This is a genomic window from Haloarcula terrestris, assembly GCF_031624315.1.
In the GTDB taxonomy this organism is placed as follows: domain Archaea; phylum Halobacteriota; class Halobacteria; order Halobacteriales; family Haloarculaceae; genus Haloarcula; species Haloarcula terrestris.
In genome coordinates, this window is the sequence record NZ_JAMQOM010000007.1 from 98,404 (window position 1) to 124,451 (window position 26,048).

Here is a 26,048-nt window from a genome sequence, read left to right on the forward strand (position 1 = left end):
GTGTGTGACGTGTGGCGGCCACGACAGAGGCGGTACCGCTCACAATCGGAGTGCAGCCACAGTACGGTTTTATATCCGGTTGTACTCAGGAGCTAGTATGGGCATGACGCAAGTCACAACCCTCGAGTGTACACTCTGTGGGGCGGAGTACGACCCGAACCAGGTCATCTACACCTGTCCCGAACACGAGGGTGTGAAGGGGATTCTCGAAGTGACATACGACTACGACGCTATCGACGACGCGTTCGACGGCGACCTCGGCGGGCCGATTGCAAGCCAGTGGAAATACGAGGCGTTCCTGCCGGTTGCGGCGGACGCTGACATCGTGACGCTCAACGAAGGGGGAACGGACCTCTTCGACGCGCCGAACCTCAGCGACGCGCTGGGCGTCGAGACGCTCGTCAAAGACGACGGACGGAACCCGACCGGCTGTTTCAAGGACCGCGCCAGCGCTATTGCTGTCACGAAGGCCAAACACGCCGGCCGCGACATCATCACCTGTGCCTCGACGGGCAACGCCGCCGCGTCGCTGTCGGGCTATGCCGCCCGCGGCGGGATGGACTGTCGAATCTTCGTCCCCGGTGACGCACCCACAGGCAAACTCGCACAGCCACTCGTCTACGGTGCGGATGTACTCGCTGTCAACGGCAGCTACGACGAAGCCTACGACCTTAGCGTCGACGTGACCGAGAAATACGGCTGGTACAACCGCAACGCGGCCATCAATCCGTTCCAGGTCGAGGGCAAGCGGACGGTCGGTCACGAACTCGCCGACCAGTCCATCGCTCGGGGGCACGTCCCGGACTGGGTCGTGTTCTCGATGGGGGACGGCTGTACGATAGCCGGGGCCTGGAAAGGGTTCAAAGAGTTCTACGAACTCGGTTACGTCGACGACCGCCCCAAGATGCTCGGTGTTCAGGCCGAGGGGGCGTCGGCCATCCACGACGCCTTCCACGACCACGAGGACATCGACGAGATCGCCGAAACGCTGGCAGACTCAATCGCGGTCGGTCGGCCACGGAACACGATCAAGGCCTGTCGGGCGCTGGAACAGAGCGGCGGCACCGCGCTGCTGGTCTCCGACGACCAGATTCTGGCGGCCGAGGCGCTGTTGGGCAGCACCGAGGGCATCTACTCCGAACCGGCGGGTGCGACCCCAGTGGCCGGCGTCCAGACTGCGCTCGACCGTGGGATCATCGAACAGGACGAAACCGTCGTCGTAGTCTCGACCGGCTTCGGGCTGAAAGACACGAAAAGCGCCGAGAAGGCGACCGGTGGGGTCGACCGGATCGATCCCGAGATCTCGGAGGTCGAAGGTCTGTACGGCACGGCCGAGGAAGCCGCGGCCGACGACTGACGACAGCAACCGACGTGGCACGGGTCGTCCCGCTGTCCAGTTTCCAGCGTCGGCGTCCTGTCGAGCCGTGGACTCACCGGTCCGAAACGGCCGCGGGTCGATTGACCATAGACACCCGAAAATAATGGGACATGTGGCTGTGTCTCGCCGACAAAATTAAACACATATGTTGGTATTAGGTTTCCAGTAGGTGGATTGAAAAGACAGGCGATTGGATGGCGTCACATGAGCGGTCCAGAATCGACCAGTTCGGAGCAGAAATCAGTCGTATTGTACGATATCGAAGACAAGCCGCCACTGGGGAAGGTGATCCCCCTCGGCATCCAGCACGTACTCGCGATGTTTCTGGGTAACGTCGCGCCCCCGCTGATCCTCGCTGGAGCCGTCGGCTCTGTCACAGGGGAAACCACGTTTCTCGTCCAGATGGCACTCATCGTCGCCGGTGTCGCAACTATCGTCCAGGCGTACCCGGTCGGTCCCGTCGGCGCGCGGCTCCCGGTGGTCATGGGCACCAGTTTCGCGTTTCTCGGCCCGCTCATCGGGATCGGTAACCAGTTCGGGATCGCCGCTGTCTTCGGGGCCTCACTGGTGGCCGCGCCGGTCGAGGTCATCATGGGCGTCTCGTTCGACCGGTTTCGCCAGTTCTTCCCGCCGCTGGTCACCGGCATCGTCGTGATGCTCATCGGACTGACGCTCATCCCCACAGGGATGAACTACGCGGCGGGCGCGTCCGCCGGCCCGTCGGCGGCGGGGTACGGCTCCTTCGTAAATCTCGGTCTCGCGGGGCTCGTCCTCATCGTCACGGTAGGGCTGAACCAGTTCTTCGAGGGGTTTCTCCGCGTCATCAGCGTGTTCGTGGGCATCATCGTCGGCTACCTTGCCGCGCTCGCGCTGGGCGTGGTCGACCTCTCGGCCGTCGCCGCTGCCGGGTGGGTGACGGTCCCGGTCCCGCTCAAATACGGCCTCGCGTTCGAGCCCAGCGCCATCGTCACTGTAGCCTTCCTCTATATCATCACCGGGATGGAGACCATCGGGGACATCTCGGGGACGGTGTCCGCAACGGGCCGGGACGCCACCCGTGAGGAAATCCGGGGCGGCCTCGTCGCCGATGGGGTGATGAGCGTCTTCGGTGCGGTGTTGAACGCGCTCCCGAACACGTCGTTCTCCCAGAACGTCGGGCTCGTGAACTTCACCGGCGTCGCCAGCCGGTACGTCGCCGGTATTGGGGGCGTCGTCCTGCTTGCACTCGGGCTCGTTCCGAAGGTGGGTGCGGTCGTCTCGGCGATGCCCGACGCCGTGCTTGGCGGGGGCGCGCTCATCCTCTTCGCCATGATCTTCTCCTCCGGCGCACGCCTCATCACGCAGAACGTCGAGCTGGATCACCGCAACTCGACCATCCTCGCAATGTCGATGGCGCTGGGCCTCGGCGTCGCGTTCCGGCCCGAAATTCTCCAGAACTTCCCGTCGGAGGTCCAGACGCTGTTCGGGTCCGCACTCGTCACCGGTGGGATGGCCGCTCTCGTCCTCAACGTCGTGTTCCCCGGTGGAAGTGTCGGAACCGGACCGACTGAGTACACCGCAGGCCTGGAACCAGAGGTGACCGAGGCAGGGGCGGGCGCACCACCGGTCGACGACGATTAAAAAGCAACCCTGTGCCCCGTTGCCGGGCGCAACCTCGACTACAGATAGCCGTCCGCGAACTCGTCGATCATCAACCGTCGGTCATCCCCAAGCGGATAGAGGATCGGACACTGACAGCCGGTTTCTGCGTACTCACGGACCTTCTCACGGCACTGTTCGGGCGTGCCGCTGGCGGTGAGTTTGTGAACCACATCGTCCGGAATGAGGTGCATGCCCTCCTTGATGTCGTCCTTGTCGGCCGGCCACCCGCCGATGGTCTCGCCCACCTCGTCGATGAGGTCCTGGCTGACGCCGCTGGCTTTCATGATGTGGGGCTGTTGCCCGAGGTACTGCGTGATGAGTTCGCGGGCGTTGTCCAGCGCCTGCTCCTCGTCGTGGTCCATCGAGCAGACGACCAGCTGGGGCCGGTCGATGTCATCGAGCGAGCGGCCGCCGCGTTCCGCCCCGGTCTCCAGTGCATCGAGGGCCTTTTCGTTGTACGCCGGGCTGACGAGGTAGTTCAGCAGCGCCCCGTCGGCGAAATGTCCGGTGAGTTCCAGCATCTTGAACCCGGTCCCGCCGACATACACTGGGACGGTTCGCGGCCCGTCGTCGCCATGGACCACGTCCAGTTCCACATCGCGCATCTGGACGAACTCCCCGTCGTAGGTGACGTTTTCCATGTCAAGCAGGTCTTGCGTCACCTCGACGCATTCCCGCATCGCCCGCAGTGCGCCACTACGGTCGATGCCGACCTTCTCGGCCAGCGGGTCCCACCAGGCCCCGATACCACACATGATCCGGTCCGGACCGGCGAGTTCCTCCAGCGTGCTCATCGACTGGGCGATCAGCGCCGCATTGCGCGTCCAGTTGTTGATAACGCCGGTCCCGAGCTTGATGTCCTCGGTGACCGCGGCGTACGCGCCGAGCGGGGACACGGCGTCACGTGCGAGCCGTGATTCAGCCTGCCAGACCTCATCGATGCCCTGCGCCTCCGCGTACTGTACGAGTTCGACGTTCGCTTCCAGCGAGTGTTTGTCCTGCAAGTAGATACCGACACGGTCGCCTCGCTCGAAGACCTGATTGCCACTCATGAGACATGCGCGATTCAGCGAATACCGATAAATAGATTTGGCCAGACACACGGTCTGTGGGAGGTATGGCGGACTTTTGGGACAGCAGACCGGTCAGTCTGTCTCGCGGCTGTAGGACTGCAACAGCGCCGAAGGGACCGCGAGCTGGTCGCTTTTGGTCCGGATGACGGCGTAGGCCAGCACGATGATCGTCGCCAGATACGGATAGGTGCCCATGATCTGTGGCGTCATGAGGAACTCCACAACGGGGTTGATAACGTTCGCGAGCGGTGCGTCGGGACCCAGCGTCAGCGAGATGGACTGCGAGCGGATCTGGAGCGCGTCGAGCAGGCCGAACAGGTACGCCCCGACCAGCATCCGGCGGGGCCGCCACTGCGCGAAGATGACCAGCGCGACGGCGATCCAGCCGCGACCCGCGGTCATACCGGGGACCCAGAGCTGGGAGAACGCAAGCGAGAGGTGTGCCCCGGCCGCGCCGGCGAACCCGCCGCCGATAAGCACCGCGAGATAGCGAAGCCGGAACACGGACACGCCCATCGTGTCCGCCATCTCGGGGTCCTCACCCACAGCGATCATCTCCAGCCCGAGGTTCGAGTGGTACAGGAAGTACCAGACCACGATCAGCAGACCGAGCGCGAGGTAGTCCGTCGCCGTGCTCCGGAAGAAAGCCTCACCGATGACCGGGATATCCACGAGGTACTGCCCGACGAGCGGAAGCGTCATCTGCGGGAAGCCGTCGATGGATTCCTCGACCCAGCCGGAGCCGAAAAACGTCGTGAGACCGGTCCCCAGCAGCGTCAGCATGACGCCGCTGATGACCTGGTTCGATTTCAGTGTGATACAGAGGAACGCATGCACCAGCGCCAACACCATCCCGAGGAGGATGCCGACGCCGAACCCGAGCCAGTGACTCCCCGTGAGGACGGTGGTGATGAACCCGCCGAGTGCGCCGACGAGCATCATCCCCTCGACGCCGAGGTTGAGCACGCCCGCCCGCTCGCTGATGAGTTCCCCCATCCCGGCTAGCAGCAACACCGTCGCCGCCTGGACGGTCGCATCGAGCAGGCCGGCGATGAAGGTCACCATCAGTCATCACCCCCCTGTGGCTGGGCTGGGGTCTCCGTCGGCCCGCGGTCGATATCGATACCGACGCGGTAGTTCTTGAAGAACTCGGCGGTTATCAGGAAGAGGATGACCAGCGCCTGGATGATCTCGACCAGCGCCGCGGGCACGCCGAAGGCCACCTCCATGCTCGACCCGCCGACGAACAGCACGGCGAAAAACAGGCCCGCGAGCAGTACCTTGAACGCGCTGTTGCGGCCGAGCAACGCGATTGGGATGGCGGTGAATCCGTATCCGGGTTCGAACCCGGCACGGTATCGGCCCTGGGCACCGGCGATCTCGCTGATACCGCCCATAGCCGCGAACGCGCCCCCGACGACAAACACCAGGAGGTACACGTAGAACTTGCTCATCCCCGCCTGCTGGGCGGCTTCGTCGTTCGAACCGACGAATGTAATCTCGAAGCCGAGTCGCGTTCTCGTCATCAGGACGTACGTCACCACGACCATACAGACAGCGACGAGCAGGCCGGCGTGGACACCACTGACCAGTTCGGGGATCGTCGCGGCCTCGGAGAACCGCTCCGACTGCGGGAAGTTCCCGGTCCCGCCCTGCATCGGTCCACGGAGCAGGTAGCTCTGGATTTCGAGCGCGACGAACGTCAGCAGCAGCGACGTGATGATCTCGTTGACATCCCATCTCGCGCGTAAGTAGGCCGGGATGCCCGCCCAGATGCCGCCGGCCACGGCTGCGGCGACAAACATCAAGGGGACCAGTGCGAGTCCCGGCAGCGAGACGTTCAGCCCGATCCAGGTGCCGGCGAGCGCGCCGGCGACGAGCTGTCCCTCGGCACCGATGTTGAACAGCCCCGCCTTCAGCGGGAGATACACTGCCAGCCCCGTGAGAATCAACGGTACTGCCTTCGTCAGTGTCTCGGTAAGACCGAACTCGGTAAAGAGGGTCTCGACGAACATCGTCGCGTACGCCGCGACGGGATTTACGTCGAGGACGATCAGTGCGATGGCGCTCACCGCCAGCGCGGCCAGCACGGTGAACACGGGCGTCCCGTAAGCCAGCCAGATGGGAATGTCCTCGCGTGCGTTCACATCTACAGCTACGTTCATCAGCTCTCACTCCCCTGTGTGATCTCGGACCGGGGCGGCGACACAACCGTCTCTTCTCCGTCGTCGCCACCACCGCCGGTCATCTCCAAACCGATCCGTTCCCGGTCGGCCTCGGCCGGTGTCGTCTCGTAGACGAACTCGCCCTCGTAGACGACGAGAATTCTGTCGCTCAGATCGAATATCTCGTCGAGGTCCTCCGAGATGAGAATGATACCAGTCCCCGCTTTCCGCTGTTCGAGCAGCGTCTCTCTGATAAACTCGATTGCGCCGACATCGACGCCACGGGTCGGTTGGTTCGCAATGAGCAGGTCCGGGTCGCGGTAGATTTCCCGCGCCAGGATGAGCTTCTGGAGGTTCCCCCCCGAGAGGTCGCCTGCTTTGGTTTCGGTCACTTCGCTGACGCCGCGGACATCGAACTCCTCGACCAACGTTTCGGCGTAGTCGCGCAGTTCTCCGTAGTCCAGGAACGGTCGGTCGCCGAACCGACCGTCCCGGAAGTCCTTCATCGTGGCGTTGTGCATCACCGAAAGGTCCTCGGCACAGCCGTACTGGAGTCGGTCCTCGGGGACGAACGAGACGCCGGTATCGACGAACGTCCTCGGGTTTGCGCCCGTGATATCCTCGTCGTTGACCACGACCGTGCCGGCCGTCACGTCTCGGATGCCGGCCATAACCTCGGCGAGTTCTTTCTGCCCGTTGCCGCTGACGCCCGCAATACCGACGATTTCGCCCTGCCGAACCGTCAGGTCGACACCGGAGAGCGCTTCGATATCTCGATTGTCGGTGGCCTCGATCCCGCGTGCGCGCAGAACGGGATCGCCCAAGTCGACCGACTCTCTGTCGATCTCGAACAGGACTTCGCGGCCGACCATCATCTCCGCGAGGTCCGCCCGGGAGACCGACGATACCTCGGTAGTACCGACGTTTTTCCCCTCCCGGAGAACCGTGACGCGGTCGACGATGGCGTCGACCTCGGTGAGCTTGTGAGTGATGAAGATTATCGAGAGTCCCTCGTCGGTCAGCCGTTCGAGCGAGTCAAAGAGCCGCTCGGCCTCGGTCGGCGTGAGAACCGCCGTCGGTTCGTCCAGAATCAGGAGGTCGACATCCCGGTACAGCGCCTTGAGTATCTCGACACGCTGTTGCTGGCCGACATCGAGTTCCCAGATCTTCGCGCTCACGTCGATGTCGAACCCGTACTCGTCGGCCAGGTCCTGAATCCGCTGCTCTGGGACATCGAGACCTAACGAGAACTGCCCGGCGAGTGACTGGACGAGACTGTTGTTCCGGACTGCTGCCGGGAGCCAACTGTCCGCCGCATCCCGGCGGAACACTGTGGCCGGCTCACGCTCGCCGAGCACGACGTTCTCGGCGACAGTGAGACGTGGTATCAGCATGAAGTGCTGGTGGACCATCCCGATACCGGCCTCGATGGCGTCCTGTGGGGACTCCAGATCGAGACGTTCGCCGTCGAGGTAGATATCGCCAGCGTCCTGTGAGTAGAGCCCGTACAGAATCTTCATCAGCGTACTTTTTCCCGCGCCGTTTTCGCCAAGAAGGCCGTGGATTTCCCCGCGCTGGACGGAGAGGTCGACATGGTCGTTCGCGACGACCCCAGGGAACTCCTTCAAAATCCCCTCCATCCTGAGCGTGGTGTGTTCGGACATGCTGTCTGGTCTTGGCCGGGTATCAACAATGTAGTGGCATAATTGTTTCCAAAGGCAGTGATATTCGCCGTCCAGACGGGAAATACCGGACATTTGCCAAATGTCAGTCGTTGTGTGCCAGTGGTCGTCGTCGTGCGAGACGCCGTCTGTCGTGGCCACCAGTAGTATAAACATATGATTCGGGCACTGTGCAGATAGCGTTGAATAGGGCTTCTTTTGTGGCATATATTTGGACAAAAAGACAGTGAAAGCTGCGTGAACGGAACACTTTAAGTGAGTGTTTCCGCAATGGCTACTCGGTTAGTCAATGGTTGACAAGAATTGCAGTACGTCGAGACGGCAGTTACTGACGGCGCTTGGGGCGGCGGGGATCACCGGGCTGGCCGGTTGTAGCGGTGGTGACGGGAGTGGCGGCGACGCCGAAACCGACACGAGCGCCGACACAATGACCGATGGCACTGCGACCAGTAGCGACGGCGGATCCGGGATGGACTCGGTCACCGCTGCCTGGGTGTACAACTCGGAAGTCGGCGATCTCGGCTGGTCCTGGGCGCACAACGAGGGGCGGGAGGCGGTCGCAGCGGAGTACGATTGGCTGGAGACAGAGTACACCGAGGCCGTGGCCCCGACCGATTCCGAGCGGGTGTTCGAACAGTACGCCCAGGGTGATGCCGACATCATCTTCGGCTGTACGTTCGAGTATCAGGACCCGATGGCGTCCGTGGCGGAGCAGTACCCCGACACTTACTTCGAACACAACACCGGGTACCTGACGATGGAGAACATGGGGCGGTACATGGGTCGGATTTACCAGGCCCGGTATCTAGCTGGACAGGCCGCCGGAACCGTAACGGAGACAGATACGCTGGGCTACGTGGCGGCGTTCCCGATCCCGGAAGTCATTCGGGGTATCAACGCCTACGCGCTGGGGGCCGCGTCTGTCAACGACAGTGCGACGCTGAAGGTCAGATGGACGAACTCCTGGTTCGACCCGCCGACTGAGAGCGAAGCGGCCAACGCCCTCTTGGACGAGGACGTGGACGTGATGGCCCAGCACCAGGACTCCCCCGCTGCGCTCCGTGCTGCCTCCGATGCGGGTATCTGGGCGACCGGCTACGACGCCCCCATGGGTGATATCGCCGGAGAGAACTATCTCACCTCGCCGATCTGGCACTGGGAGGAGTTCTACGGGCCGACTATCGAATCGGTTAAAGACGGGACCTGGGAGTCCGACGCGTACTGGGAAGGACTCGAATCCGGCATCTGTAGCATAGACGACTGGGGACCAGAAGTGCCCCAGGAAGCGAAAGACACCGTTTCGGAGTCGCGGTCGGGGATACTGGACGGGGAGCTAGATGTCTGGGCCGGGTCAGCGTTCGAAGGCGAAAGCGACGAGTTCCTCTTCCAGGAGATGAGTAGCTACGTCGACGCCGTCGAAGGGGAGGTCCCGAACTGATCCTGCCGGCGGGATCTACCTTCAGTCGTCGGTTTGGTATTGCTGGTTCCTTCGAACTATTCGGTGGTTTTCGTGGAATTCTCGAACTCAAAACCAGCTGTTCGACCAGTTCCAACCGAATATATTTGCTCGCTGCAAGGTCAAAGATAGGATCTCTTAAGTAGGAGTTGCCGCTACGCTTACGTAGTTCAGTAATGGTGGATACGAACCGAACGATATCACGGCGGGCGATGCTGGGTGCCCTCGGGGCGTCGGGGGTAACTGCGCTAGCCGGCTGTAGTGGTGGCGACGGTGGAAGTGGTGACAGCGACACGACTGACGGCACCGCGACGAGCGGTGATGGTGGGTCCGGAACGGACTCGGTCACTGCTGCCTGGGTGTACATCTCGGAGGTGGGTGACCTCGGGTGGTCCTGGGCGCACGACGAGGGGCGAAAGACGGTCGACGAGAAGTACGACTGGCTGGAGACCGAGTACACGGAAGCGGTCGCGCCGGGAGACTCGGAACGCGTCTTCGAGCAGTACGCACAGGGTGACGCCGATATCGTCTTCGGGACGACGTTCGGCTATCAGGACCCGATGTACACCGTCGCCGAGCAGTACCCCGACACCTACTTCGAACACGCGACTGGCTACCGGACCCGGGAGAACATGGGGCGGTACATGGGCCGGATCTATCAGCCCCGGTATCTCGCCGGGCAGGCGACCGGGATGGTGACCGAGAACGATACGATTGGCTACGTCGCCGCGTTCCCGATCCCCGAAGTCATTCGCTCTATCAACGCGATGGCGCTTGGCGCACGGTCGGTGAACCCGGACGCGACGTTCAAGATCCGGTGGGTCAACGCGTGGTTCGACCCACAGACCTCCCGGCAAGCGGCCAACTCGCTCATTGACGAAGGCTGTGACGTTATTTCCCAGGAACAGGACTCGCCAGCGCCCGTCAGAGCCGCCAACGAGGCGGACGTGTGGGCCTCCGGCTACAACGCGCCGATGGGCGAGTTCGGTGGCGACAACTACCTCATTTCTCCGGTGTGGAACTGGGAAGAGGTCTACGACCCAACCATCTCCGCGGTCCGGGACGGAACCTGGGAATCCGATGCGTTCTGGGGCGGCATGGAGACGAACCTCCCCGCGCTCGACGAGTGGGGGCCAGAGGTCCCACAGGAAGTCAAAGACACCGTCGCCGAGACGGAAGAAGAGATCGTCAGCGGCGAACTCGATGTCTGGGCCGGCTCCGAGTTCGAGGGCGAAAGCGACGAGTTCCTCTTCCAGGAGATGAACAGTTTCGTCGACGCAGTCGACGCCGAAGTGCCGGAGTAAGGCAGTCCGGCTTCGCGTTCGTTTTTTGCCTCGACACCACCGAACCGACGGCTAGCGACCGAGGTTGGCAGTCACTCACGCAGCGGTTCGGCCATCGGCTCACCCGTCGCCAGCGCGGTCGAGTTCGGGACGGGCCGCACCACCCCACTCCTCGTAGGAGCGAAGCACCGCACCGTTCCGAGCGCCGGTTGGTTCGCCGTCCCGAACAGCGATGTCACCGCCGACAAGCACGTACGCCATCCCATCAGTGTACTGGAACGGGTCCTCGTAGGTCGCGTTCGCCGACACCGAATCGAGGTCGAACGCGACGAGATCCGCGATGTATCCCTCCCGGACGTATCCACGGTTCCTGAGCCCGAGAATATCAGCGGGGTTGCCTGCGGCCTTGTACGCCATGCGTTCCGGCGAGAGCACGTCCCGCTCCCGGACGTAGCGTTCGAGGATGCGGCTGAATGCCCCGATGGCCCGGGGGTGCGGTTTCCCTCCGAAAATACCGTCCGTACAGAACGTCCCGCGGTCGTCGGCGAGGAACCGCTCGATATCGGCCTCGGACATTACGAAGTCTGCCATCGTCACGTCCAGGTCCTCCGTGACGAGGAGTTCACACATCGCGTCGACCGGCTCGCGGCCCATCTCAGCGGCAATCTCCTCGATGGTGTCGCCCTGGTGGCGCCCGCTCCCCGTCCGTGTCACCAGGATGTTATCCCACGAGCCGGCGGCGTACGCGAGGTTCTCCCAGTCGCCCGGCTGGGAGATGTCGGCGGCGATGCGGTCCCGAACGGCCGCGGAGTTGAGACGGTGACGGATATCTGCCGCCTCGCCCTGGCGTGCCCACGGCGGCAACAGCGCGGTGAGCATCGTCGACCCCGCCGTGTACGGGTACTGGTCGAAGGTGACCCGCTGGCCCCGGTCGGCGGCGTCGTCGAACAGTGCGAGCACGTCTTCGGACGCACCCCAGTTCTGCTGGCCACCGACCTTGAGATGGGAGACGTGGGCGTGACAGCCGCCGCGCCGGCAGATATCGAGGTACCGGTCGATAGAGTCGACCACGCGGTCCGTCTCGTTCCAGACGTGCGAGATCATGAACGAGTCGCGCTTGGCGAGGGCGTCCGCGAGCGCCACCAGTTCGTCGTCACGGGCGTACGAACTCGGCGGGTAGATCATCCCCTTTGACATGCCAAAGGCACCTTCTTCCAGCGCTACTTCGAGTTCCTGTCGGATCGCCTCCAGTTCACCGGGGGCCGCGTCCCGGTCAGGCGTTGGCCGGTCCAGCCGCTGACTGTGGACCGGGCCGGCGGCGACGACGTGTTCCTCGCTGAGCGGGCGGTCCTCGAACCCGGCCAGCATCGACCTGATGTTGCCATGAGGGGCGTAGTACGCGCAGTTGACGGCCGGTTCAGCGACTTCAAGCGCCGAGAGATACCCATCGACCGTGTGCCACGGCCACGGTTCGCCGAGCGTGCCGTCGAGTGATTTGACCCGCTGTTCCCACTCATCCGTGAGGGTCGGCGGCACCGGCGCGACGCTTACCCCGTCCTGTCCGAGGACCTCCGTCGTGATCCCCTGGGTCAGTTTCTCCTCGGCTCCAGGCTGTTCGAACAGTCTGAGCTCCGAATGTGCGTGCATGTCGATGAACCCCGGCGCGAGATACGACCCGTCGAGATCGATAACGCGGTCGGCATCGAGCGAGGTCTCGCTGATCGTGTCGATTCGGCCGTCGGCGACACGCACGCTCGCAGTGAACGGAGGGCGACCGCTCCCATCCAGCACCCGCGCGTCTCGGAACGCGATAGACGCGGCACTCGGCTCGGTCATGTCTGCTGACTCGCGGAACGGTCGTTTGGTTTTTTCGGTGGTCTCAACCGTGTGTGAAGCGGCGAGCGCGTGCCACATCGTCTGTCGACCTGTGTGAGACCACCCCGACACAATATTCAAGACGACGCCCCGGAACAGCTACCCAATGCCATCCGTCAGTCTCGACAGCGAGCGGTTCAGACGGCGCTTCGATACGTTCAACGAGATCGGCGCGACAGAGCGAGGCGGCGTGAACAGACCGAGCCTCTCCGACGAGAACAAGGCGGCCCGTGACACGCTCGTCGAGTGGTTCCGCGAGGCCGGATTGGAAGTCCGCATCGACACGATGGGCAACATCTTCGGTCGGCGAGACGGGATCAAAAACGACGCCGCACCGGTCCTGTTCGGGTCACATATCGACAGTCAGTACAACGGCGGGCGATACGACGGCGTTGTCGGCGTCCTCGGCGGCTTGGAGGTCGTCGAGGCGTTCAACGACGCCGACGTGACGACCGAGCGCCCGCTGGAGGTCGTCGCCTGGAGCAACGAGGAGGGCGTGCGTTTTCAGCCGGATATGCTTGGCAGCGGCGTCTACTGTGATATCTTCGACCGCGACTACGCGTACGAGCGCGAGGACAAGGACGGCAAGCGGTTCGGCGAGGAACTCGACCGCATCGGCTACAAGGGCGAGACCCCCTGTGAAGCCGACGCCATCCACTGCTACTTCGAGATGCACGTCGAGCAGGGGCCGTTTCTCGAACAACAGGACACCCCCGTCGCTGCCGTCGAGGGCGTGTTCGGCTTTGCCTGGCTGAACGTCACCTTCGAGGGGCAGGCCAACCACGCCGGGCCGACGCCGATGGACATGCGCCACGACGCATTTGTGGCAACGGCAGACGTAACCCGCGCGGTTCGGCGAATCACGGCGACCGAAGGAACGGACCTCGTCGGCACGGTCGGGAGCGTCGACGTATGGCCCAACGCCATCAACGTCATCCCCGAGACAGTGGAATTCACGCTCGATTTCCGCTCGTACGACGACGCCGTGGTCGACGCAGCCGTCGAACAAATCCGACGAGAGGTCGCCCACGCGGCCGAACGCGAAGGGCTGGAGTACGAAATCGAGGAGATAATGCGGGTCGACGCGGACCCGTTCGACCAGGACTGCATCGACACGGTCGTCGCGGCTGCCGAGACGGTCGGCTGTGAGTACACGCGGCTGGTCAGCGGCGCGGGCCACGACGCGAACTACCTCAACAAGATAGCCCCGACGAGTATGATTTTTGTCCCGAGCGTCGACGGGATCAGCCACCGCGAAAGCGAGTTCACCGAGTGGGAGGACATCGTCACCGGAACCGAGGTACTGCTGAACGCAGTCCAGCAGAAGGCCAGCGAGTGATCGACCGGACTAATACTGTCGGCTGTAAGTCTGTAAAGAAATTCGCCACCCCGGGTGGCGAATATCTTAAAATAGTTACAGCCAACAGTATAATCGATAGGTGGCCTGGACACAGATGTGGCACACGCCACACACCGGTCGCGCCGTTTGTCACCGCTGTGGCCGTCTGTCGCCTCAGAGCCGAGTGTCCCCGCGTCAGTGATGCCGTGTGGCAATACCGTCGTCGAATACCTGTGAACCATACATATATGCGACCCTGTTCCACAGTTGTTCACTAACAGGCGTGTGCCCGTAACGCATGCCGAACACAGGAGGGATCTCTGTGGACATCGAACTTACAATCAACGGCGAACGGACGACAGTCGAAGCCAGTTCCGCGGCGGACCTGGCGACGGTACTGAGACAGCACGGCTATATCGGCGTGAAATGTGGCTGCGACGGCGGGACCTGCGGCGCATCGAAAGTGTTCGTCGACGGCGAGGTGCACATGGCCTGTGGGATGGCCGCGACAGATGCCGACGGCAGCGACATCAGGACTGTCGGAGCGCTCGGGACACAGGACGTTTTGCACCCGGTTCAGCAGGCGTTCGTCGATAACTTCGCCGTCCAGTGTGGGTTCTGTATTCCCGGGATGGTGATCCAGGCGGTTTCGCTGCTGGAGTCCAACCCTGACCCGACCGAGCGAAAGGTCCGAGAAGCGCTGGACGACAACGTCTGTCGCTGTACCGGCTATCAAAAGCCGGTCGAAGCCGTTCTGGATGCGGCAGAACGAATGGAGGGCGAGCAGTCGGTCTCTGCGGACGGCGGCCACCCGGTCAGTACACCGGTGCGTGGAGCCGAGTCAGCCGGCTGTAGTGGAGGTGGCCGCGATGAGTGAGGACGACGAGCCGGCCAAAGCCGACGGCGGCACGGCCTCACAGTCGGATGCCGTCGAAGACAAAGGATTCGAGGAGCATCCGCTCGAATGGGACGAACCCGAGAACAACAACAAGGCCCCCGACGAGCGCGACAGCGTCTCCCACCGGACGGAGAAGTACGACGACCGCAAGCTCGTCACCGGACAGGCGAAGTACACCGCCGACTACGAGGAGCGGTATCCCGACCTCGCGTACGCGGCGGTCGTCCGAAGCGAAATCCCCCACGGCCGCGTGACCGATATCGACACGGCTGCGGCCGAAGCGATGGACGGTGTCGAAGCGGTCCTGACACCGGACTCCGACGCGGTTCCCGATGCAAAGTACACCAGCGCCGGGCAGTCTTACCCCGAACCGAGCCCGTGGGACATGCACGTCCTGAGCGAGCACGTCCGCTACATCGGTGATCCGGTTGCCGCTGTCGCAGCCGAAGACCGAACGACCGCGGCTGCCGCCGTCGAGGCTATCGAGGTGTCCTACGAGGAGTACGACTACGTCACCGACCCCGAGGACGCCTTCGGCGAGGACGCGCCGCAGTTGTTCGATGACGGCGAGGTCGAGAACGAAATCGTCGGCCACGACTACGACCGCAACCGAATGGCTCACATCGAGGGGGAACTCGGGGACGTGGACGCTGCGCTGGACGGGGACGCCCACGTCCACGAGACCGAGTGGGAGACGATCCGCCAGTCCCATGCCAACGTCGAGAAACACACCGCGCTGGCGTACACGAACGAGGACGACCGCCATGTCCTCATCACCAGCACGCAGGTCCCGAACCACACGCGCCGCCAGCTCGCCCACCTGTTCGACATCCCAATCCGTGATATCCGGGTGCGGAAGCCCCGGGTCGGCGGCGGCTTCGGCGGCAAACAGGCGATGGTCGTTGAGCCGATTCCCCTCGCGCTGTCACTGGCCACCGACCGCCCGGTACTGTACGAAGCCAGCCGCGAAGAGGAGTTCTACGCGATGCGGTCGCGGCATCCGATGAAAGTCCGGGCCAGAACGGCCGTGACTGACGACGGCGACATCGAAGCAATTGACATCTATGCGCTGTCGAACACCGGCGCGTACGGCAGTCACGGCATGACCGTCGCTGGCAACGTCGGCAGCAAGCCGATGCCACTGTACTCGAAGGTCCCCAACGCCCGCTTCGAGGCCGATATCGTGCACACGAACACGCCACAGACCGGCGCGATGCGGGGCTACGGCGCGCCACAGGGCACGCTCGCGCTGGAAGGCCATCTTGACGAGGTGGCCCGCGACCTCGGTCTCGACCCTATCGAATTCCGGCGGCGACACCACATGGAAGTCGGCGACCTCGACGAGATCGCGGGGATGATGGGCGGCGAGGGGGCGAACCGCCGTATCCGCTCGTGTGGCCTCAGCGAGTGCATCGAGCGAGGGATAGACGCTATCGGCTACGACAATCTCGAACAGCCCGAAGACGGCCACCTGCACCGCGGTATCGGGATGGCACTCTCAGCGCAGGGGACCGGCGTCGCCGGCGACGAACTCGGGGCCGCACAGATAATGATGAACGAGGACGGGAGCTTCCACCTGCAGGTCGGCGGCGTCGACATCGGGACAGGGGCTGACACGGCATTCCTCCAGATCGCCGCCGAGGTGCTGGGCTGTGACGAGGACGATATCATCGTCACGTCCTCCGATACCGACGTGACGCCCTTCGATTATGGCGCGTACGCCTCCTCGACGACCTACATCAGCGGTATGGCCGTGAAAAAGGCCGCAGAAGACGCAAAAGCTCGAATTCTGGACTGGGGGGCAAGACTGCTCGACGAACCAGTCGAGGATCTGGAAACCGGCGACGGGACGGTGTACAGCGAGACCAGCGGCGATTCGGTCACGCTCGAAGACATCGGCTACGAGGCCGCGTACGGCGACACGGAGCGCGAACACATCCTGGGGAAGGGGACCCACTGCACCGAGGAGAGCCCCCCGCCCTTTGCCGCGCAGTTCGCCGACGTGACCGTCGACGAGACCACCGGCGAGTTCGAGGTCCACAAACTGGTCGTCGCGGTCGACTGCGGCGTCGCCATCAACCCCGGCATGGCCGAGGGCCAGATCGAGGGCGCGAACCACATGAGCTACGAGATGGCCGTTAGCGAGGGCATCACGCTCGACGACGAGGGGCGGGCGGAAGTGACTGACTTCGACGAGTATGGACTGCCTTCGGCGACGGAGACGCCGCCCATCGAGTCGATTCTAGTCGAGACCCACGAGCCGACCGGTCCATTCGGTGCGAAATCGGTCGCAGAGGTCCCGACGAACACGGTCCCACCGGCGCTGTCAAACGCCGTCCGGGATGCTGTCGGCGTGCGTATCACGGAGATGCCCATTACCGCCGAGAAAATCACGGCGAAACTGGACGAGCGCGAAGACTGACCCGGAGCGCGGGGACAGTCACGGCTACAACGCCGGTGTGTCGGCGTGCCATATCACAAATCCGCGATAGCTATTTACCGTTCTGTTCGTCACGTACCTGACATAGCCAGCGAGCTGATGCGCCATATGGAAATCGAACTGGAAATAAACGGTGTGGAACGGACGGTCGAAGCATCAAAGGCCGATTCGCTTCTCGATGTCCTCCGACGGAACGGATACACCGGCGCGAAACGGGGGTGTGACACCGGGGCCTGTGGGTTCTGTACGGTCCACGTCGACGGCGAACCGGTGAAATCCTGTGTCGAGCCGGTGACGAAGGTACAGGACGCATCGGTCGAGACAATCGAAGGTCTGGGCGAGCAGGACGATCTACACCCGATCCAGCAGGCGTTCGTCGACAACACCGCGCTACAGTGTGGCTTCTGCATCCCAGGGATGATCATGCGCGCGACGGCGTTACTGGAAGCGAACCCGGACCCGACCGAACAGGAGGTCCGGGAGGCGCTGTCGGACAATCTCTGTCGGTGTACCGGCTACAAGAAAATCGTCGAAGCGGTGCTGGACGCCGCCGACCGGACGGACAGCGGGACAGCCGTCGCCGCCGACGGTGGGACAGCAATGGATAGCGACAGTGAGACAGCCCCAGACACCGAGTGTTCGGTCAGCGATTGCGGCCCCACGGAGGGCGATCAGTGAGCGATTCCGACCGGTCGGAGAAGGTGAGCGAACAGCCCGACAGGACAGGAATGGAGCGAGCAGAGTCCACTGACGCCGATACCGAGGTGGACGTGGCACGCGAACCCGACCGGAAGCCCGAATCCGAGCGCGAGAATATCACGACGGACGAGGAGAAAGACGACGCACGGAAAATCGTCACGGGGGCGGCCCGCTACACAGCGGACTACCGCGACCGGTTCCCGGACCTCGCTCACGGGGCAGTGGTTCGCAGCGACATCGCCCACGGCTACGTCGAATCCGTCGACACGAGCGCCGCCGAGGCAATGGCTGGCGTCGACGCTGTTATCACGCCCTTTGACGACGTGGTCCCGGACAAGCTGTACTCCAGTTCGGGCCAGTCATATCCCGAGCCGAGTCCGTGGGATCTGACAGTGCTCCGTGAACACGTCCGCTTCGTCGGCGACCCGGTCGCAGCCGTGGCAGCCGACGACCCCGAGACGGCCGACCGCGCCGCACGGAAAATCGAGATCGAGTACCGGGAGCTGGACGCCGTATTCGACCCCGAGGAGGCCTTTGACGAGGACGCCCCGCAACTGTTCGAGGCCGGTGACGTGGAGAACAAGCAATCGGGTGCGGACTACAGCCGAAACCTTGAATCACACTTCGAAGGCGAACTCGGTGACGTGGACGCGGCGTTCGAACGGGCAGAGAGCGAGGCCGACCGATACGTCATCGAGACGGAGTGGGAGACACCGTACCAGTCCCACTGCGTCCCGGAGCCACACACGACCATCGCCTACACGGACGAGGACGACCGGCACGTGTTCATTACCGCAACGCAGGTTCCCTTTCACACCCGCCGCCAGATAGCTCACCTGTTCGACGTGCCTATCCGCGACGTACGGGTGAAGAAACCGCGTATCGGCGCGGGGTTCGGATCGAAACAGGAGATGGCGATAGAACCGATCACGTTCGCGCTCCACCTGGCGGCCGACCGCCCGGTCAAACTGGAGATGAGCCGCCAAGAGGAGTTCACCGCGCTGCGCTTTCGACATCCGATGCAGATGCGGATGCGGACCGCAGTGACAGACGACGGCGACATCGAGGCGATGGACCTCTACACGCTCTCGAACTCGGGGGCCTACGGCACTCACGGCATGACTGTTGCGAACAACGTCGGGACCAAGCCGCTTCCGCTCTATCCTCGGGTTTCGAACGTCCGCTTTTCTGGGGATGTAGTACACACGAACCTCCCGATGGGGGCGGCGATGCGGGGCTACGGCGCGCCACAGGGCCACTTCGCGGTCGAGGCGCATATGGACGAGGTGGCCCGGCAGCTCGACTTCGACCCCATCGAGTTCCGCCTGCAGAACGCGGTTCGGGAGGGCGACCTCGACCGGAGCGTCGCTATCCTGAAAGACGGCGACCGGTTCACGCGACGGATTCGCTCGTGTGGCATCCGCGAGTGTGTCCAACGCGGCACGGACGCAATGGGCTACGACGACCTCGACCAACCAGACGAAGATCACCTGCACCGCGGTATCGGGATGGCACTCCTGGCACAGGGCAGTGGCGTCGCGGGCAAGGAACTCGGCGCGGCACAGGTGCAACTGAACGAGGATGGGAGCTTCCATCTGCAGGTCGGCGGCGTCGACACCGGGACAGGCGCGGACACGATGTTCGCCCAGATTGCTGCCGAGGTGCTGGGCTGCACTCCCGAGGATGTCGTCGTCATCGCCGCCGACACCGACCTGACGCCCTTCGATTACGGTGCGTACGCTTCATCGACGACCTACATCAGCGGTCGTGCGGTCAAAAACGCGGCCGAGGAGGCCAAAGCCCGGTTGCTGGACTGGGGGTCAAAACTGCTCGATGAGCCGCCGGCCGTGCTCGACACAGGCGATGGCGGGGTGTACAGCAAGCGGACCGGAAACCGCGTGTCGCTGGCGGAGATCGGCTACGAAGCGACTTATGGCGACGACGAGCGCGAACACATCCTCGGGGACGGCACCCACTCGACCGACGAGAGCCCCCCGCCCTACGGCGCGCAGTTCGTCGACGTGACTGTCGATACGGAAACCGGCGAGTACGAACTCAACAAACTAGCGTTTGTGGCCGATTGTGGCGTCGCGATCAACCCCGCACTGGTCGAAGGCCAGATCGAGGGAGGCGAGCATATGAGCCTCGAATACGCCACCAGCGGCGGCCTGACCTTTGACGACGACGGGAACCCCGACGTGCTTGGGTTCCGCCAGTACGGGATGCCGCGGACGACGGACCATCCCGAGATGGAGACGATCCTCGTCGAAACCCACGAACCGACGGGGCCATTCGGTGCGAAGTCCATCGCAGAACTCCCGACGAACGGCGTCCCGCCGGCGCTCTCGAACGCCATCCGGGACGCCGTCGGCATCCGGCTGACCGACCTGCCGTTCACCGCAGAGGACGTGAAGGCGGCGCTGGATGAGCAATCTGGTGGCGAGCGGTAAGTTGTCTTCCGGACGGTTTGCAACCGAATAATAGCACATTCGACACACCGAACCGTGTGTCGGGCAAACTATTAAGAACGATTCACCGAAATCTCGACAGTATGGCGTATATCGGGTTTCTGCTGACAGGTGGCCCCTTCGACAGCGAGCGCTGGCGCACCGCCTACGAGTTGGGGCGGGCAGCGCTGGACAAGGGCCACGAGGTGAGCTACTTCCACTACCTCGACGGCGCGCTGGTCCCCGTCGCGGACCAGACGTTGCCCGGCTGTTCGGACAGCGGCCTGTACGACGAGATGCCGACCGAGAAGTTCCAGGAACTCATCGCGGACGGCGCGGAAGTCATCTGCTGTGGGCTCTGTGTCGACGCACGTGGAATCGACGCGCCAGCTGACTACCCCGAGGGCGTCGAAGTCGGACTGCTGCCGGACCTCGCGGACATCATCGGCGAGGCCGACCGGGTGGTGTCGCTATGAAACGAGATGTCGTCGTCATGCTCACGCGTGCGCCCTGTGGCCGAGTTCACGTCCCGGAGGGGCTGCGCGCCGCCCGCGGCGTCGCTGCCGGCTTCGACAGGCACGACGTGACCGTCATATTCACCCAGGACGGCGTGTACGGCGCTCGGGCAGCTGTTGACCGCGACGCACTCAACATGAGCGGGCACGTCGCTGATCTGGACGAACAGGACGGACAGCTGGTCGTGGACGGCGCGGCGATGGCCGAGCGCGGCGTCGACGCCGGCGAAATCGCTGCCGACATCGCGGTCTGGTCGGACGACCGCGTCACCGCCCGTATCCGCGACGCCGACCGCACACTGGACTTCTAAACATGTTGTATCTCATCGACAAGCCGATGGCCGAGATCGGATTACGAACCGCCGCCGGGGACCCCGAGGCGCGTATCGTCCTGATTCAGGACGGCGTCTACCTCGCACCTGATGTCGACGCGCCCGTCGCAGCAGTTGAGAGAGATGTCGACGTGCGTGGCGTCTCGCTGCCGCCGGGTATCGACCGGATCTCCTACGACGACGTGGTCGAGAGCCTCGTCGAACAGGAGGTCAAGAGTTTCGTATGAGCCTGTTCGAACGGCTCGACGAGCTGGCCACACAGGGAGAGCCGGCGGCCCTCCTGACCATCGTCCGCAAGGACGGCAGCGCACCGCGGGACGTAGGAGATAAGATGGTCGTCACCGGTGACGATGAGTACGGGACTATCGGCGGCGGCACGGTCGAGTACCTTGCGATACAGGACGCCAGGTCGGTGCTCTCGGGAGCCGCTGCCCCCGGCGTACGGACGTACGAACTCGAACGTGGCGGTAACACGGGCATGGTCTGTGGCGGCGAGATGGACGTGTTCATCGATCAGGTTCGCGGGCAGGCACGGCTCTACATCGCCGGCGGTGGCCACATCGGCGTCGAACTGGCCCCGATGGCAGAGCGACTGGGCTACGCTGTCACCGTAATCGACGACCGCGAGGCCTACGCCGACCCGAGGCAGTTCCCTGACGACACAGACGTTGTTCACGGCGGCTACGGCGAAGCGCTCGGCGATCTACCGATGGGGCCGGAGACAGCCGTGGCCGTCGCGACGCGGAGCGGGACGTTCGACCAAGACGCCGTCGCCGCGGCGCTGGACGGCGAGGCTGGCTACGTCGGCCTCGTCGCCAGCGAGACAAAGGCCGGACACGTCCTCGGCTCGCTCGCCGAGGCGGGGTACGCGCGTCGAGACCTCAGTCGGGTCCGGACACCGGTGGGGCTCGACCTCGGCGGGAGCGGGCCAGCCGCGGTCGCGCTCTCGATTCTCGCCGAGGTCTCTATGGACCGCCACGACGCCACCGGCGAGCGGGCCACGCGCCTGAATCTCGACGACGTGGTCGTCGTCCGGGGCGGCGGCGACCTCGGGAGCGGTGTGGTCTACCGCCTCCAGCAGGCCGGCTTCCCGGTCATCGTCACCGAGGTCGATCAGCCGACGGTCGTCCGTCGGGCAGTCGCCTTCGGGACTGCGCTGTACGAGGACGAGGTGACGGTCGAAGGGGTCACCGGCCGGGCAGCCTCAGATGTCGATACGGCGCTCGATCTACTCGCGGACGATGTCGTCCCGGTGCTCGTTGACCCCGACGGGGCTGTCGCCAACGAACTCGACGCCGCGGTTCTTGTCGACGCTATCATGGCGAAAGGGGCGTTCGACACCGGCACGCGCCGTTCGGACGCCGATGTAGTTATCGGGCTGGGACCCGGTTTCGAGGCAGGCGAGGACGTAGACGCCGTTGTCGAGACGGACCGCGGGCACGAACTCGGCCGCGTATTCTACGAGGGAACGGCAAGCGAGTACGACGGCGAGCCCGGCGAACGCCGTGGCTACACTCACGAGCGGGTGCTTCGTGCACCAGCCGACGGGGAGTGGACCCCAACGGTCGCCATCGGCGATACTGTCACAGCCGGCGACGTGGTCGGTACTGTCGGCGACCAGTCCGTCGAAACCGAAATCGACGGCCTCGTTCGCGGCCTGGTTCACGGCGGCCTCAGCGTCAGCAAGGGAACCAAACTCGGCGATGTCGACCCCCGCGGCGAGTCGGTCGACCCGACCAAAATCTCCGATAAAGCGCTCTGTCTGGGCGGCGGTGTGCTGGAAGCGGCGCTGCGATTGCGGTAGAAAGCACCTAATCGACGTTAGCGACTAACTTCCTCGATGGTCGGATCATCGAGCGTGACACCGCGTCCGGCTGTGACCCGCCCGACGGCCCGATAGAACACGTCAGCGTCGTCGAGTTTCGATTCCACGCCGTCGGTCGCGGCCGGCGGGACAGAGACGAGCAGTCCGCCGCTGGTCTCCGCGCTCTCGCCGTCAAGCAGTCCATATCCGAAAAGCGACGAGAGGGCGGACGTGCCCGCGATGACCGGGAGGTGTGTCAGTTCGATACCGACGTTCGAACGGGCAGCCACCACACGGCTCTGTCCGGCGAGGCCGAAGCCGGTGATGTCAGTCGCGGCAGTGGCATAGTCACGGCAGGCGAGTGCCGCGTCGCGGTTCGAGGTCGTCATCCATGCAACGGCCTCCGAGGCGATTCGGTCGAGCGGGCGGTCGGTGGCGTCGGTAACAGTCCCGACGAACTGCTCGTCGGTCACGCGGGTGGCCCCCATAGCCGGCTGGGTCCCGAGCGGTTTGGTCAAGTAAAGGTGGTCGCCGGGATCGGCTCCCTGAGACGTGAGCAAGGCGTCGGGATCGGCCGTCGCCGAGAGAGCGCCACCTGCGAAGGGCCACGGGCTCATGATGGTGTGGCCCCCGGCGATGACGCCGCCCATCGCGCCCAACGTGTCGGCCATACCGGCGAGAATGCCAGCCGCGCTGTCGGTCAGTTCTCGCGGTAGCCCGAGGACGACCAGGCAGTCGAGATTCTCGACCGCGCCCGTGGCGAACGCGTCGCTGGCGGCGTTACAGGCGGCGATACGGCCGAAATCGTACGGATCGTCGACGATAGGCGTAAAGAAGTCCACGGTCGAGACCAGCGCGAGGTCGTCGGTAAGTCGCCGTGCAGCGGCGTCCTCGCCGATACCGAACAGCAGTTGGTCGCTGTCGCCGGTGAGGCCGGCGTCGGCGAGCAGCGAATCAAGATCGCTCTGCCCCACCTTGCAGGAACACCCGTGGAGTTCCGTGTACTCTGTCAGACGAGTCGGACCGCCGTCAGTCGCAGCGTCACGGCCCACGCTCAGGCCTCCGAGAGCGACGCCATCTCGGTTACCCGGAGTTCGAGTTCGAACTCATCGGTCTCTGAAGAGGTCTCGGTCGTCGTCACGTCGATCCCGTGGGTCGTACACATCCGACGGAGGTTCTCCGCTGCCGGTGGGTAGTCACCTCGAACGACGAGTGTTTCGCCGGTGTCGAGGTCCGAAAGCGCCTGCCGCACGATAAGCGCCGGCCGGGGGCAGATTTCACCGCGAACGTCGACGCGATGCATACCGCACTGTGTTAGTGGGTGTCATAAAAATCCTGTCGGCGCCACATCCTGTTGCTCCAGTAGCTACTTTTGTGTGCTGTATGGAGCTGCCGTATGCAGCTAGCTTACGCGCTGGGGCTGGGTGCCAGCGCCGTTGTCGCTCTGGTCGGGGCTGGCGGGAAGAAAACCGCGATGGGACACCTGATCGCCGAAGGGACCAGTAAGGACTACGCTATCGGGTACACGACGACGACGGCGATGCCGCCCCCGTCCGACCTGCCGATGCGACTCACTGGCCCGGAGGAGTGGCGCTCCGACCTCACAGCCCAGGAGCCACCGATTGCGTTTGCCCGCAAGAGGGTCGTTGACCCCGAGCGAGTGGAACAAAAAGTTCGCGGCTTCGAGCCGGACGTGGTGGACCGAATATCTGACAGCGAGCGGTTCGACTGGCTACTCGTCAAGGCTGACGGCGCACGGCAGCGAGAGTTCAAAGCCCCCGGTGCCGGGGAGCCAGTCGTCCCGAGCACGGCGACTCACGTCGTCCCGGTCGCCTCTGTTGCCGCCGTCGGCGAGGCACTGACGACTGACGTGGTCCACCGACCGGAGCGGGTTGCAGCCATCACTGCACTCGATGTGGGCGATACGATAACGGCGAGGGCGGTCGGGACGGTACTCACGCATCCCGACGGTGGCCTCCGAAATTCCCCACCAGAGGCGGCTGTGATACCGATTGTCAACAAGGCCGACACTGAATCGCAGCGCCGTATCGCCAGGACCGTACTCACCCATGCGTTATCCGACACCACGCGGTGTTCTCGGGGCGTTCTCACGTCGTTCGAGTCGGGCATCTGTGAAGTCGTCACTGCGACGACTGAGCGGGAGGGCACGCAATGACTAGTGTCTGGCAAATAGCCAGTATAACCACAGGAGGAGGTGAGCCATGAGCGAGCAGGACCGGGCAACGGTCGGCGGCGTCATCCTCGCCGCTGGCGAAAGTTCACGGTACGAGTCTGGCAACAAACTACTGGCGACCATCGACGGGAAAGCAGTCGTCCAGCACGTCGGCGAGACCGCATGCGAGTCGTCGCTATCTGCGAGTGTCGCCGTCCTCGGCTACGAGAGCGTGGCTGTCGCGGAGACGCTGGACGGGCTATCGCTCTCGGTCCGACCCAACGACGAGTACGCGGCAGGGCAGAGTACATCCGTGCGCCACGGCGTCGAGTACGCACAAGAATCCGGCTGGGACGCCGCCCTGTTTCTGCTTGGTGATATGCCGTTTGTTCGGGCTGAAACCATCGAACAACTGATCGATGCCTACCACTCAGGGAGTGGGAGCATCATCGTTCCCAGACACGATGGCCAGCGGGGTAACCCAGTGCTATTCGACAGCCGCCACTTCAGGACGCTGGCCTCGGTCTCCGGCGACCGCGGGGGTCGGAAACTCATCGAAACCCACGACGGGACGGCGTCCATCGAAGTGGAGGACCCCGGCATCCATCGCGATATCGATACTGAATCCGACCTCGCCGCGTTCATGGACCGCCACAGCGGCCTGTGAATTGAAGACGCTTTAGTGACACCCGGCGATGAAACGGCCTCTCAGCACGACCGACGCCGATAAACGACACGTAAGCCGGCTTCTTCGGCGAAGAACCGCCGGCCTGCAGCGGCGTCGAGGTCGCAAATCTGCCAAAGGGCGTCAGCGGCGAGATCGAAGCTATCGCGACGAGCGAGTGGGC

Annotated in this window: 22 protein-coding genes and 1 pseudogene; 16 read left to right on the forward strand and 7 right to left on the reverse strand. The window is 63.9% G+C overall.

Annotation, left to right across the window (positions count from 1 at the left end; all coding sequences use genetic code 11):
* Positions 1-97 precede the first annotated feature (97 nt).
* Both thrC and NDI54_RS15785 read left to right on the forward strand, forming a co-directional pair.
* A complete protein-coding gene (thrC, locus tag NDI54_RS15780; protein ID WP_310897398.1) occupies positions 98-1,357 on the forward strand; it encodes a threonine synthase in 1,260 nt (419 codons plus the stop codon).
* A 225-nt stretch (positions 1,358-1,582) separates the two neighbouring features.
* Positions 1,583-2,998 (forward strand): uracil-xanthine permease family protein, encoded by a 1,416-nt coding sequence (locus NDI54_RS15785; protein ID WP_310897399.1) that lies wholly within the window; start codon positions 1,583-1,585, stop codon positions 2,996-2,998.
* A 38-nt stretch (positions 2,999-3,036) separates the two neighbouring features.
* Here NDI54_RS15785 and NDI54_RS15790 read toward each other — a convergent pair whose 3' ends face one another.
* The 4 genes from NDI54_RS15790 to NDI54_RS15805 form a co-directional block, all read right to left on the reverse strand.
* Positions 3,037-4,071, reverse strand: coding sequence for an LLM class flavin-dependent oxidoreductase (locus NDI54_RS15790; protein WP_310897400.1), 1,035 nt, complete (start codon positions 4,069-4,071; stop codon positions 3,037-3,039).
* Between the two features lie 93 nt (positions 4,072-4,164).
* On the reverse strand, positions 4,165-5,157 hold the full coding sequence (locus NDI54_RS15795; RefSeq protein WP_310897401.1) for an ABC transporter permease: 993 nt from the start codon (positions 5,155-5,157) through the stop codon (positions 4,165-4,167).
* Positions 5,157-6,257 carry an ABC transporter permease gene (locus tag NDI54_RS15800; RefSeq protein ID WP_310897402.1) on the reverse strand — a complete coding sequence of 367 codons (1,101 nt, stop codon included), beginning with the start codon at positions 6,255-6,257 and terminating at the stop codon, positions 5,157-5,159. The genes NDI54_RS15795 and NDI54_RS15800 overlap by 1 nt, the downstream gene beginning before the upstream one ends.
* Complete coding sequence (locus NDI54_RS15805) at positions 6,257-7,921, reverse strand: ABC transporter ATP-binding protein (protein ID WP_310897403.1); 1,665 nt, start codon at positions 7,919-7,921, stop codon at positions 6,257-6,259. The genes NDI54_RS15800 and NDI54_RS15805 overlap by 1 nt, the downstream gene beginning before the upstream one ends.
* A 307-nt stretch (positions 7,922-8,228) precedes the next feature.
* Here NDI54_RS15805 and NDI54_RS15810 point away from each other — a divergent pair, with 307 nt between their 5' ends.
* Positions 8,229-9,377, forward strand: coding sequence for a BMP family ABC transporter substrate-binding protein (locus tag NDI54_RS15810; protein ID WP_310897404.1), 1,149 nt, complete (start codon positions 8,229-8,231; stop codon positions 9,375-9,377).
* Positions 9,378-9,571: 194 nt separating this feature from the next.
* The gene (locus NDI54_RS15815; protein WP_310897405.1) at positions 9,572-10,699 is read left to right on the forward strand and encodes a BMP family ABC transporter substrate-binding protein; all 1,128 of its coding nucleotides are present in this window, start codon (positions 9,572-9,574) and stop codon (positions 10,697-10,699) included.
* Positions 10,700-10,798: 99 nt separating this feature from the next.
* On the opposite strand, the gene NDI54_RS15820 is transcribed toward NDI54_RS15815, so the two are convergent.
* Positions 10,799-12,514, reverse strand: coding sequence for an N-acyl-D-amino-acid deacylase family protein (locus tag NDI54_RS15820; RefSeq protein ID WP_310897406.1), 1,716 nt, complete (start codon positions 12,512-12,514; stop codon positions 10,799-10,801).
* Positions 12,515-12,659: 145 nt separating this feature from the next.
* Between NDI54_RS15820 and NDI54_RS15825 the strand changes: the two genes are divergently transcribed.
* From NDI54_RS15825 to yqeB, 9 genes are all read left to right on the forward strand, one after another.
* Positions 12,660-13,892, forward strand: a complete 1,233-nt coding sequence (locus NDI54_RS15825; RefSeq protein ID WP_310897407.1) for a Zn-dependent hydrolase — start codon at positions 12,660-12,662, stop codon at positions 13,890-13,892.
* Between the two features lie 298 nt (positions 13,893-14,190).
* The gene (locus NDI54_RS15830) at positions 14,191-14,769 is read left to right on the forward strand and encodes a (2Fe-2S)-binding protein (RefSeq protein ID WP_310897408.1); all 579 of its coding nucleotides are present in this window, start codon (positions 14,191-14,193) and stop codon (positions 14,767-14,769) included.
* Positions 14,762-17,212, forward strand: coding sequence for a xanthine dehydrogenase family protein molybdopterin-binding subunit (locus NDI54_RS15835; protein ID WP_310897409.1), 2,451 nt, complete (start codon positions 14,762-14,764; stop codon positions 17,210-17,212). Before NDI54_RS15830 ends, NDI54_RS15835 begins: the two co-directional genes overlap by 8 nt.
* Positions 17,213-17,338: 126 nt before the next feature.
* A complete protein-coding gene (locus NDI54_RS15840; RefSeq protein ID WP_310897410.1) occupies positions 17,339-17,908 on the forward strand; it encodes a (2Fe-2S)-binding protein in 570 nt (189 codons plus the stop codon).
* Positions 17,905-20,379, forward strand: a complete 2,475-nt coding sequence (locus NDI54_RS15845; protein WP_310897411.1) for a xanthine dehydrogenase family protein molybdopterin-binding subunit — start codon at positions 17,905-17,907, stop codon at positions 20,377-20,379. The genes NDI54_RS15840 and NDI54_RS15845 overlap by 4 nt, the downstream gene beginning before the upstream one ends.
* Before the next feature lie 101 nt (positions 20,380-20,480).
* Entirely contained in the window at positions 20,481-20,852 is a 372-nt protein-coding gene (locus tag NDI54_RS15850; RefSeq protein WP_310897412.1) for a DsrE/DsrF/TusD sulfur relay family protein, read from the forward strand.
* Positions 20,849-21,202 (forward strand): DsrE family protein, encoded by a 354-nt coding sequence (locus NDI54_RS15855; protein WP_310897413.1) that lies wholly within the window; start codon positions 20,849-20,851, stop codon positions 21,200-21,202. The genes NDI54_RS15850 and NDI54_RS15855 overlap by 4 nt, the downstream gene beginning before the upstream one ends.
* Positions 21,203-21,204: 2 nt before the next feature.
* A complete protein-coding gene (locus NDI54_RS15860) occupies positions 21,205-21,450 on the forward strand; it encodes a DsrH/TusB family sulfur metabolism protein (protein ID WP_310897414.1) in 246 nt (81 codons plus the stop codon).
* Entirely contained in the window at positions 21,447-23,027 is a 1,581-nt protein-coding gene (yqeB, locus tag NDI54_RS15865; RefSeq protein WP_310897415.1) for a selenium-dependent molybdenum cofactor biosynthesis protein YqeB, read from the forward strand. Before NDI54_RS15860 ends, yqeB begins: the two co-directional genes overlap by 4 nt.
* A gap of 17 nt (positions 23,028-23,044) precedes the next feature.
* Here yqeB and selD read toward each other — a convergent pair whose 3' ends face one another.
* Together selD and NDI54_RS15875 are read right to left on the reverse strand one after the other, a co-directional pair.
* Positions 23,045-24,079 (reverse strand): selenide, water dikinase SelD, encoded by a 1,035-nt coding sequence (gene selD / locus NDI54_RS15870; protein WP_310897416.1) that lies wholly within the window; start codon positions 24,077-24,079, stop codon positions 23,045-23,047.
* Positions 24,080-24,081: 2 nt separating this feature from the next.
* A complete protein-coding gene (locus NDI54_RS15875; protein ID WP_310897417.1) occupies positions 24,082-24,330 on the reverse strand; it encodes a sulfurtransferase TusA family protein in 249 nt (82 codons plus the stop codon).
* Between the two features lie 93 nt (positions 24,331-24,423).
* On the opposite strand from NDI54_RS15875, the gene yqeC reads away from it, so the two are divergent.
* The 3 genes and pseudogenes from yqeC to NDI54_RS15890 form a co-directional block, all read left to right on the forward strand.
* Positions 24,424-25,203 (forward strand): selenium cofactor biosynthesis protein YqeC, encoded by a 780-nt coding sequence (gene yqeC / locus NDI54_RS15880; RefSeq protein ID WP_310897418.1) that lies wholly within the window; start codon positions 24,424-24,426, stop codon positions 25,201-25,203.
* A gap of 46 nt (positions 25,204-25,249) precedes the next feature.
* Positions 25,250-25,867 (forward strand): nucleotidyltransferase family protein, encoded by a 618-nt coding sequence (locus tag NDI54_RS15885; protein ID WP_310897419.1) that lies wholly within the window; start codon positions 25,250-25,252, stop codon positions 25,865-25,867.
* Positions 25,868-25,941: 74 nt separating this feature from the next.
* Positions 25,942-26,043: pseudogene (locus NDI54_RS15890) on the forward strand (RidA family protein); the annotation flags it as partial.
* Positions 26,044-26,048: the final 5 nt, after the last annotated feature.

What these genes read in the sequence shown, in the direction of transcription:
- thrC (WP_310897398.1), top strand. Translation starts at nt 98, where the DNA reads ATGGGCATGACGCAAGTCACAACCCTCGAGTGTACACTCTGTGGGGCG.
- NDI54_RS15785 (WP_310897399.1), top strand. Translation starts at nt 1,583, where the DNA reads ATGAGCGGTCCAGAATCGACCAGTTCGGAGCAGAAATCAGTCGTATTG.
- NDI54_RS15790 (WP_310897400.1), bottom strand. Translation starts at nt 4,071, where the DNA reads ATGAGTGGCAATCAGGTCTTCGAGCGAGGCGACCGTGTCGGTATCTAC.
- NDI54_RS15795 (WP_310897401.1), bottom strand. Translation starts at nt 5,157, where the DNA reads ATGGTGACCTTCATCGCCGGCCTGCTCGATGCGACCGTCCAGGCGGCG.
- NDI54_RS15800 (WP_310897402.1), bottom strand. Translation starts at nt 6,257, where the DNA reads ATGAACGTAGCTGTAGATGTGAACGCACGCGAGGACATTCCCATCTGG.
- NDI54_RS15805 (WP_310897403.1), bottom strand. Translation starts at nt 7,921, where the DNA reads ATGTCCGAACACACCACGCTCAGGATGGAGGGGATTTTGAAGGAGTTC.
- NDI54_RS15810 (WP_310897404.1), top strand. Translation starts at nt 8,229, where the DNA reads ATGGTTGACAAGAATTGCAGTACGTCGAGACGGCAGTTACTGACGGCG.
- NDI54_RS15815 (WP_310897405.1), top strand. Translation starts at nt 9,572, where the DNA reads ATGGTGGATACGAACCGAACGATATCACGGCGGGCGATGCTGGGTGCC.
- NDI54_RS15820 (WP_310897406.1), bottom strand. Translation starts at nt 12,514, where the DNA reads ATGACCGAGCCGAGTGCCGCGTCTATCGCGTTCCGAGACGCGCGGGTG.
- NDI54_RS15825 (WP_310897407.1), top strand. Translation starts at nt 12,660, where the DNA reads ATGCCATCCGTCAGTCTCGACAGCGAGCGGTTCAGACGGCGCTTCGAT.
- NDI54_RS15830 (WP_310897408.1), top strand. Translation starts at nt 14,191, where the DNA reads ATGCCGAACACAGGAGGGATCTCTGTGGACATCGAACTTACAATCAAC.
- NDI54_RS15835 (WP_310897409.1), top strand. Translation starts at nt 14,762, where the DNA reads ATGAGTGAGGACGACGAGCCGGCCAAAGCCGACGGCGGCACGGCCTCA.
- NDI54_RS15840 (WP_310897410.1), top strand. Translation starts at nt 17,339, where the DNA reads ATGGAAATCGAACTGGAAATAAACGGTGTGGAACGGACGGTCGAAGCA.
- NDI54_RS15850 (WP_310897412.1), top strand. Translation starts at nt 20,481, where the DNA reads ATGGCGTATATCGGGTTTCTGCTGACAGGTGGCCCCTTCGACAGCGAG.
- NDI54_RS15855 (WP_310897413.1), top strand. Translation starts at nt 20,849, where the DNA reads ATGAAACGAGATGTCGTCGTCATGCTCACGCGTGCGCCCTGTGGCCGA.
- NDI54_RS15860 (WP_310897414.1), top strand. Translation starts at nt 21,205, where the DNA reads ATGTTGTATCTCATCGACAAGCCGATGGCCGAGATCGGATTACGAACC.
- yqeB (WP_310897415.1), top strand. Translation starts at nt 21,447, where the DNA reads ATGAGCCTGTTCGAACGGCTCGACGAGCTGGCCACACAGGGAGAGCCG.
- NDI54_RS15875 (WP_310897417.1), bottom strand. Translation starts at nt 24,330, where the DNA reads ATGCATCGCGTCGACGTTCGCGGTGAAATCTGCCCCCGGCCGGCGCTT.
- yqeC (WP_310897418.1), top strand. Translation starts at nt 24,424, where the DNA reads ATGCAGCTAGCTTACGCGCTGGGGCTGGGTGCCAGCGCCGTTGTCGCT.
- NDI54_RS15885 (WP_310897419.1), top strand. Translation starts at nt 25,250, where the DNA reads ATGAGCGAGCAGGACCGGGCAACGGTCGGCGGCGTCATCCTCGCCGCT.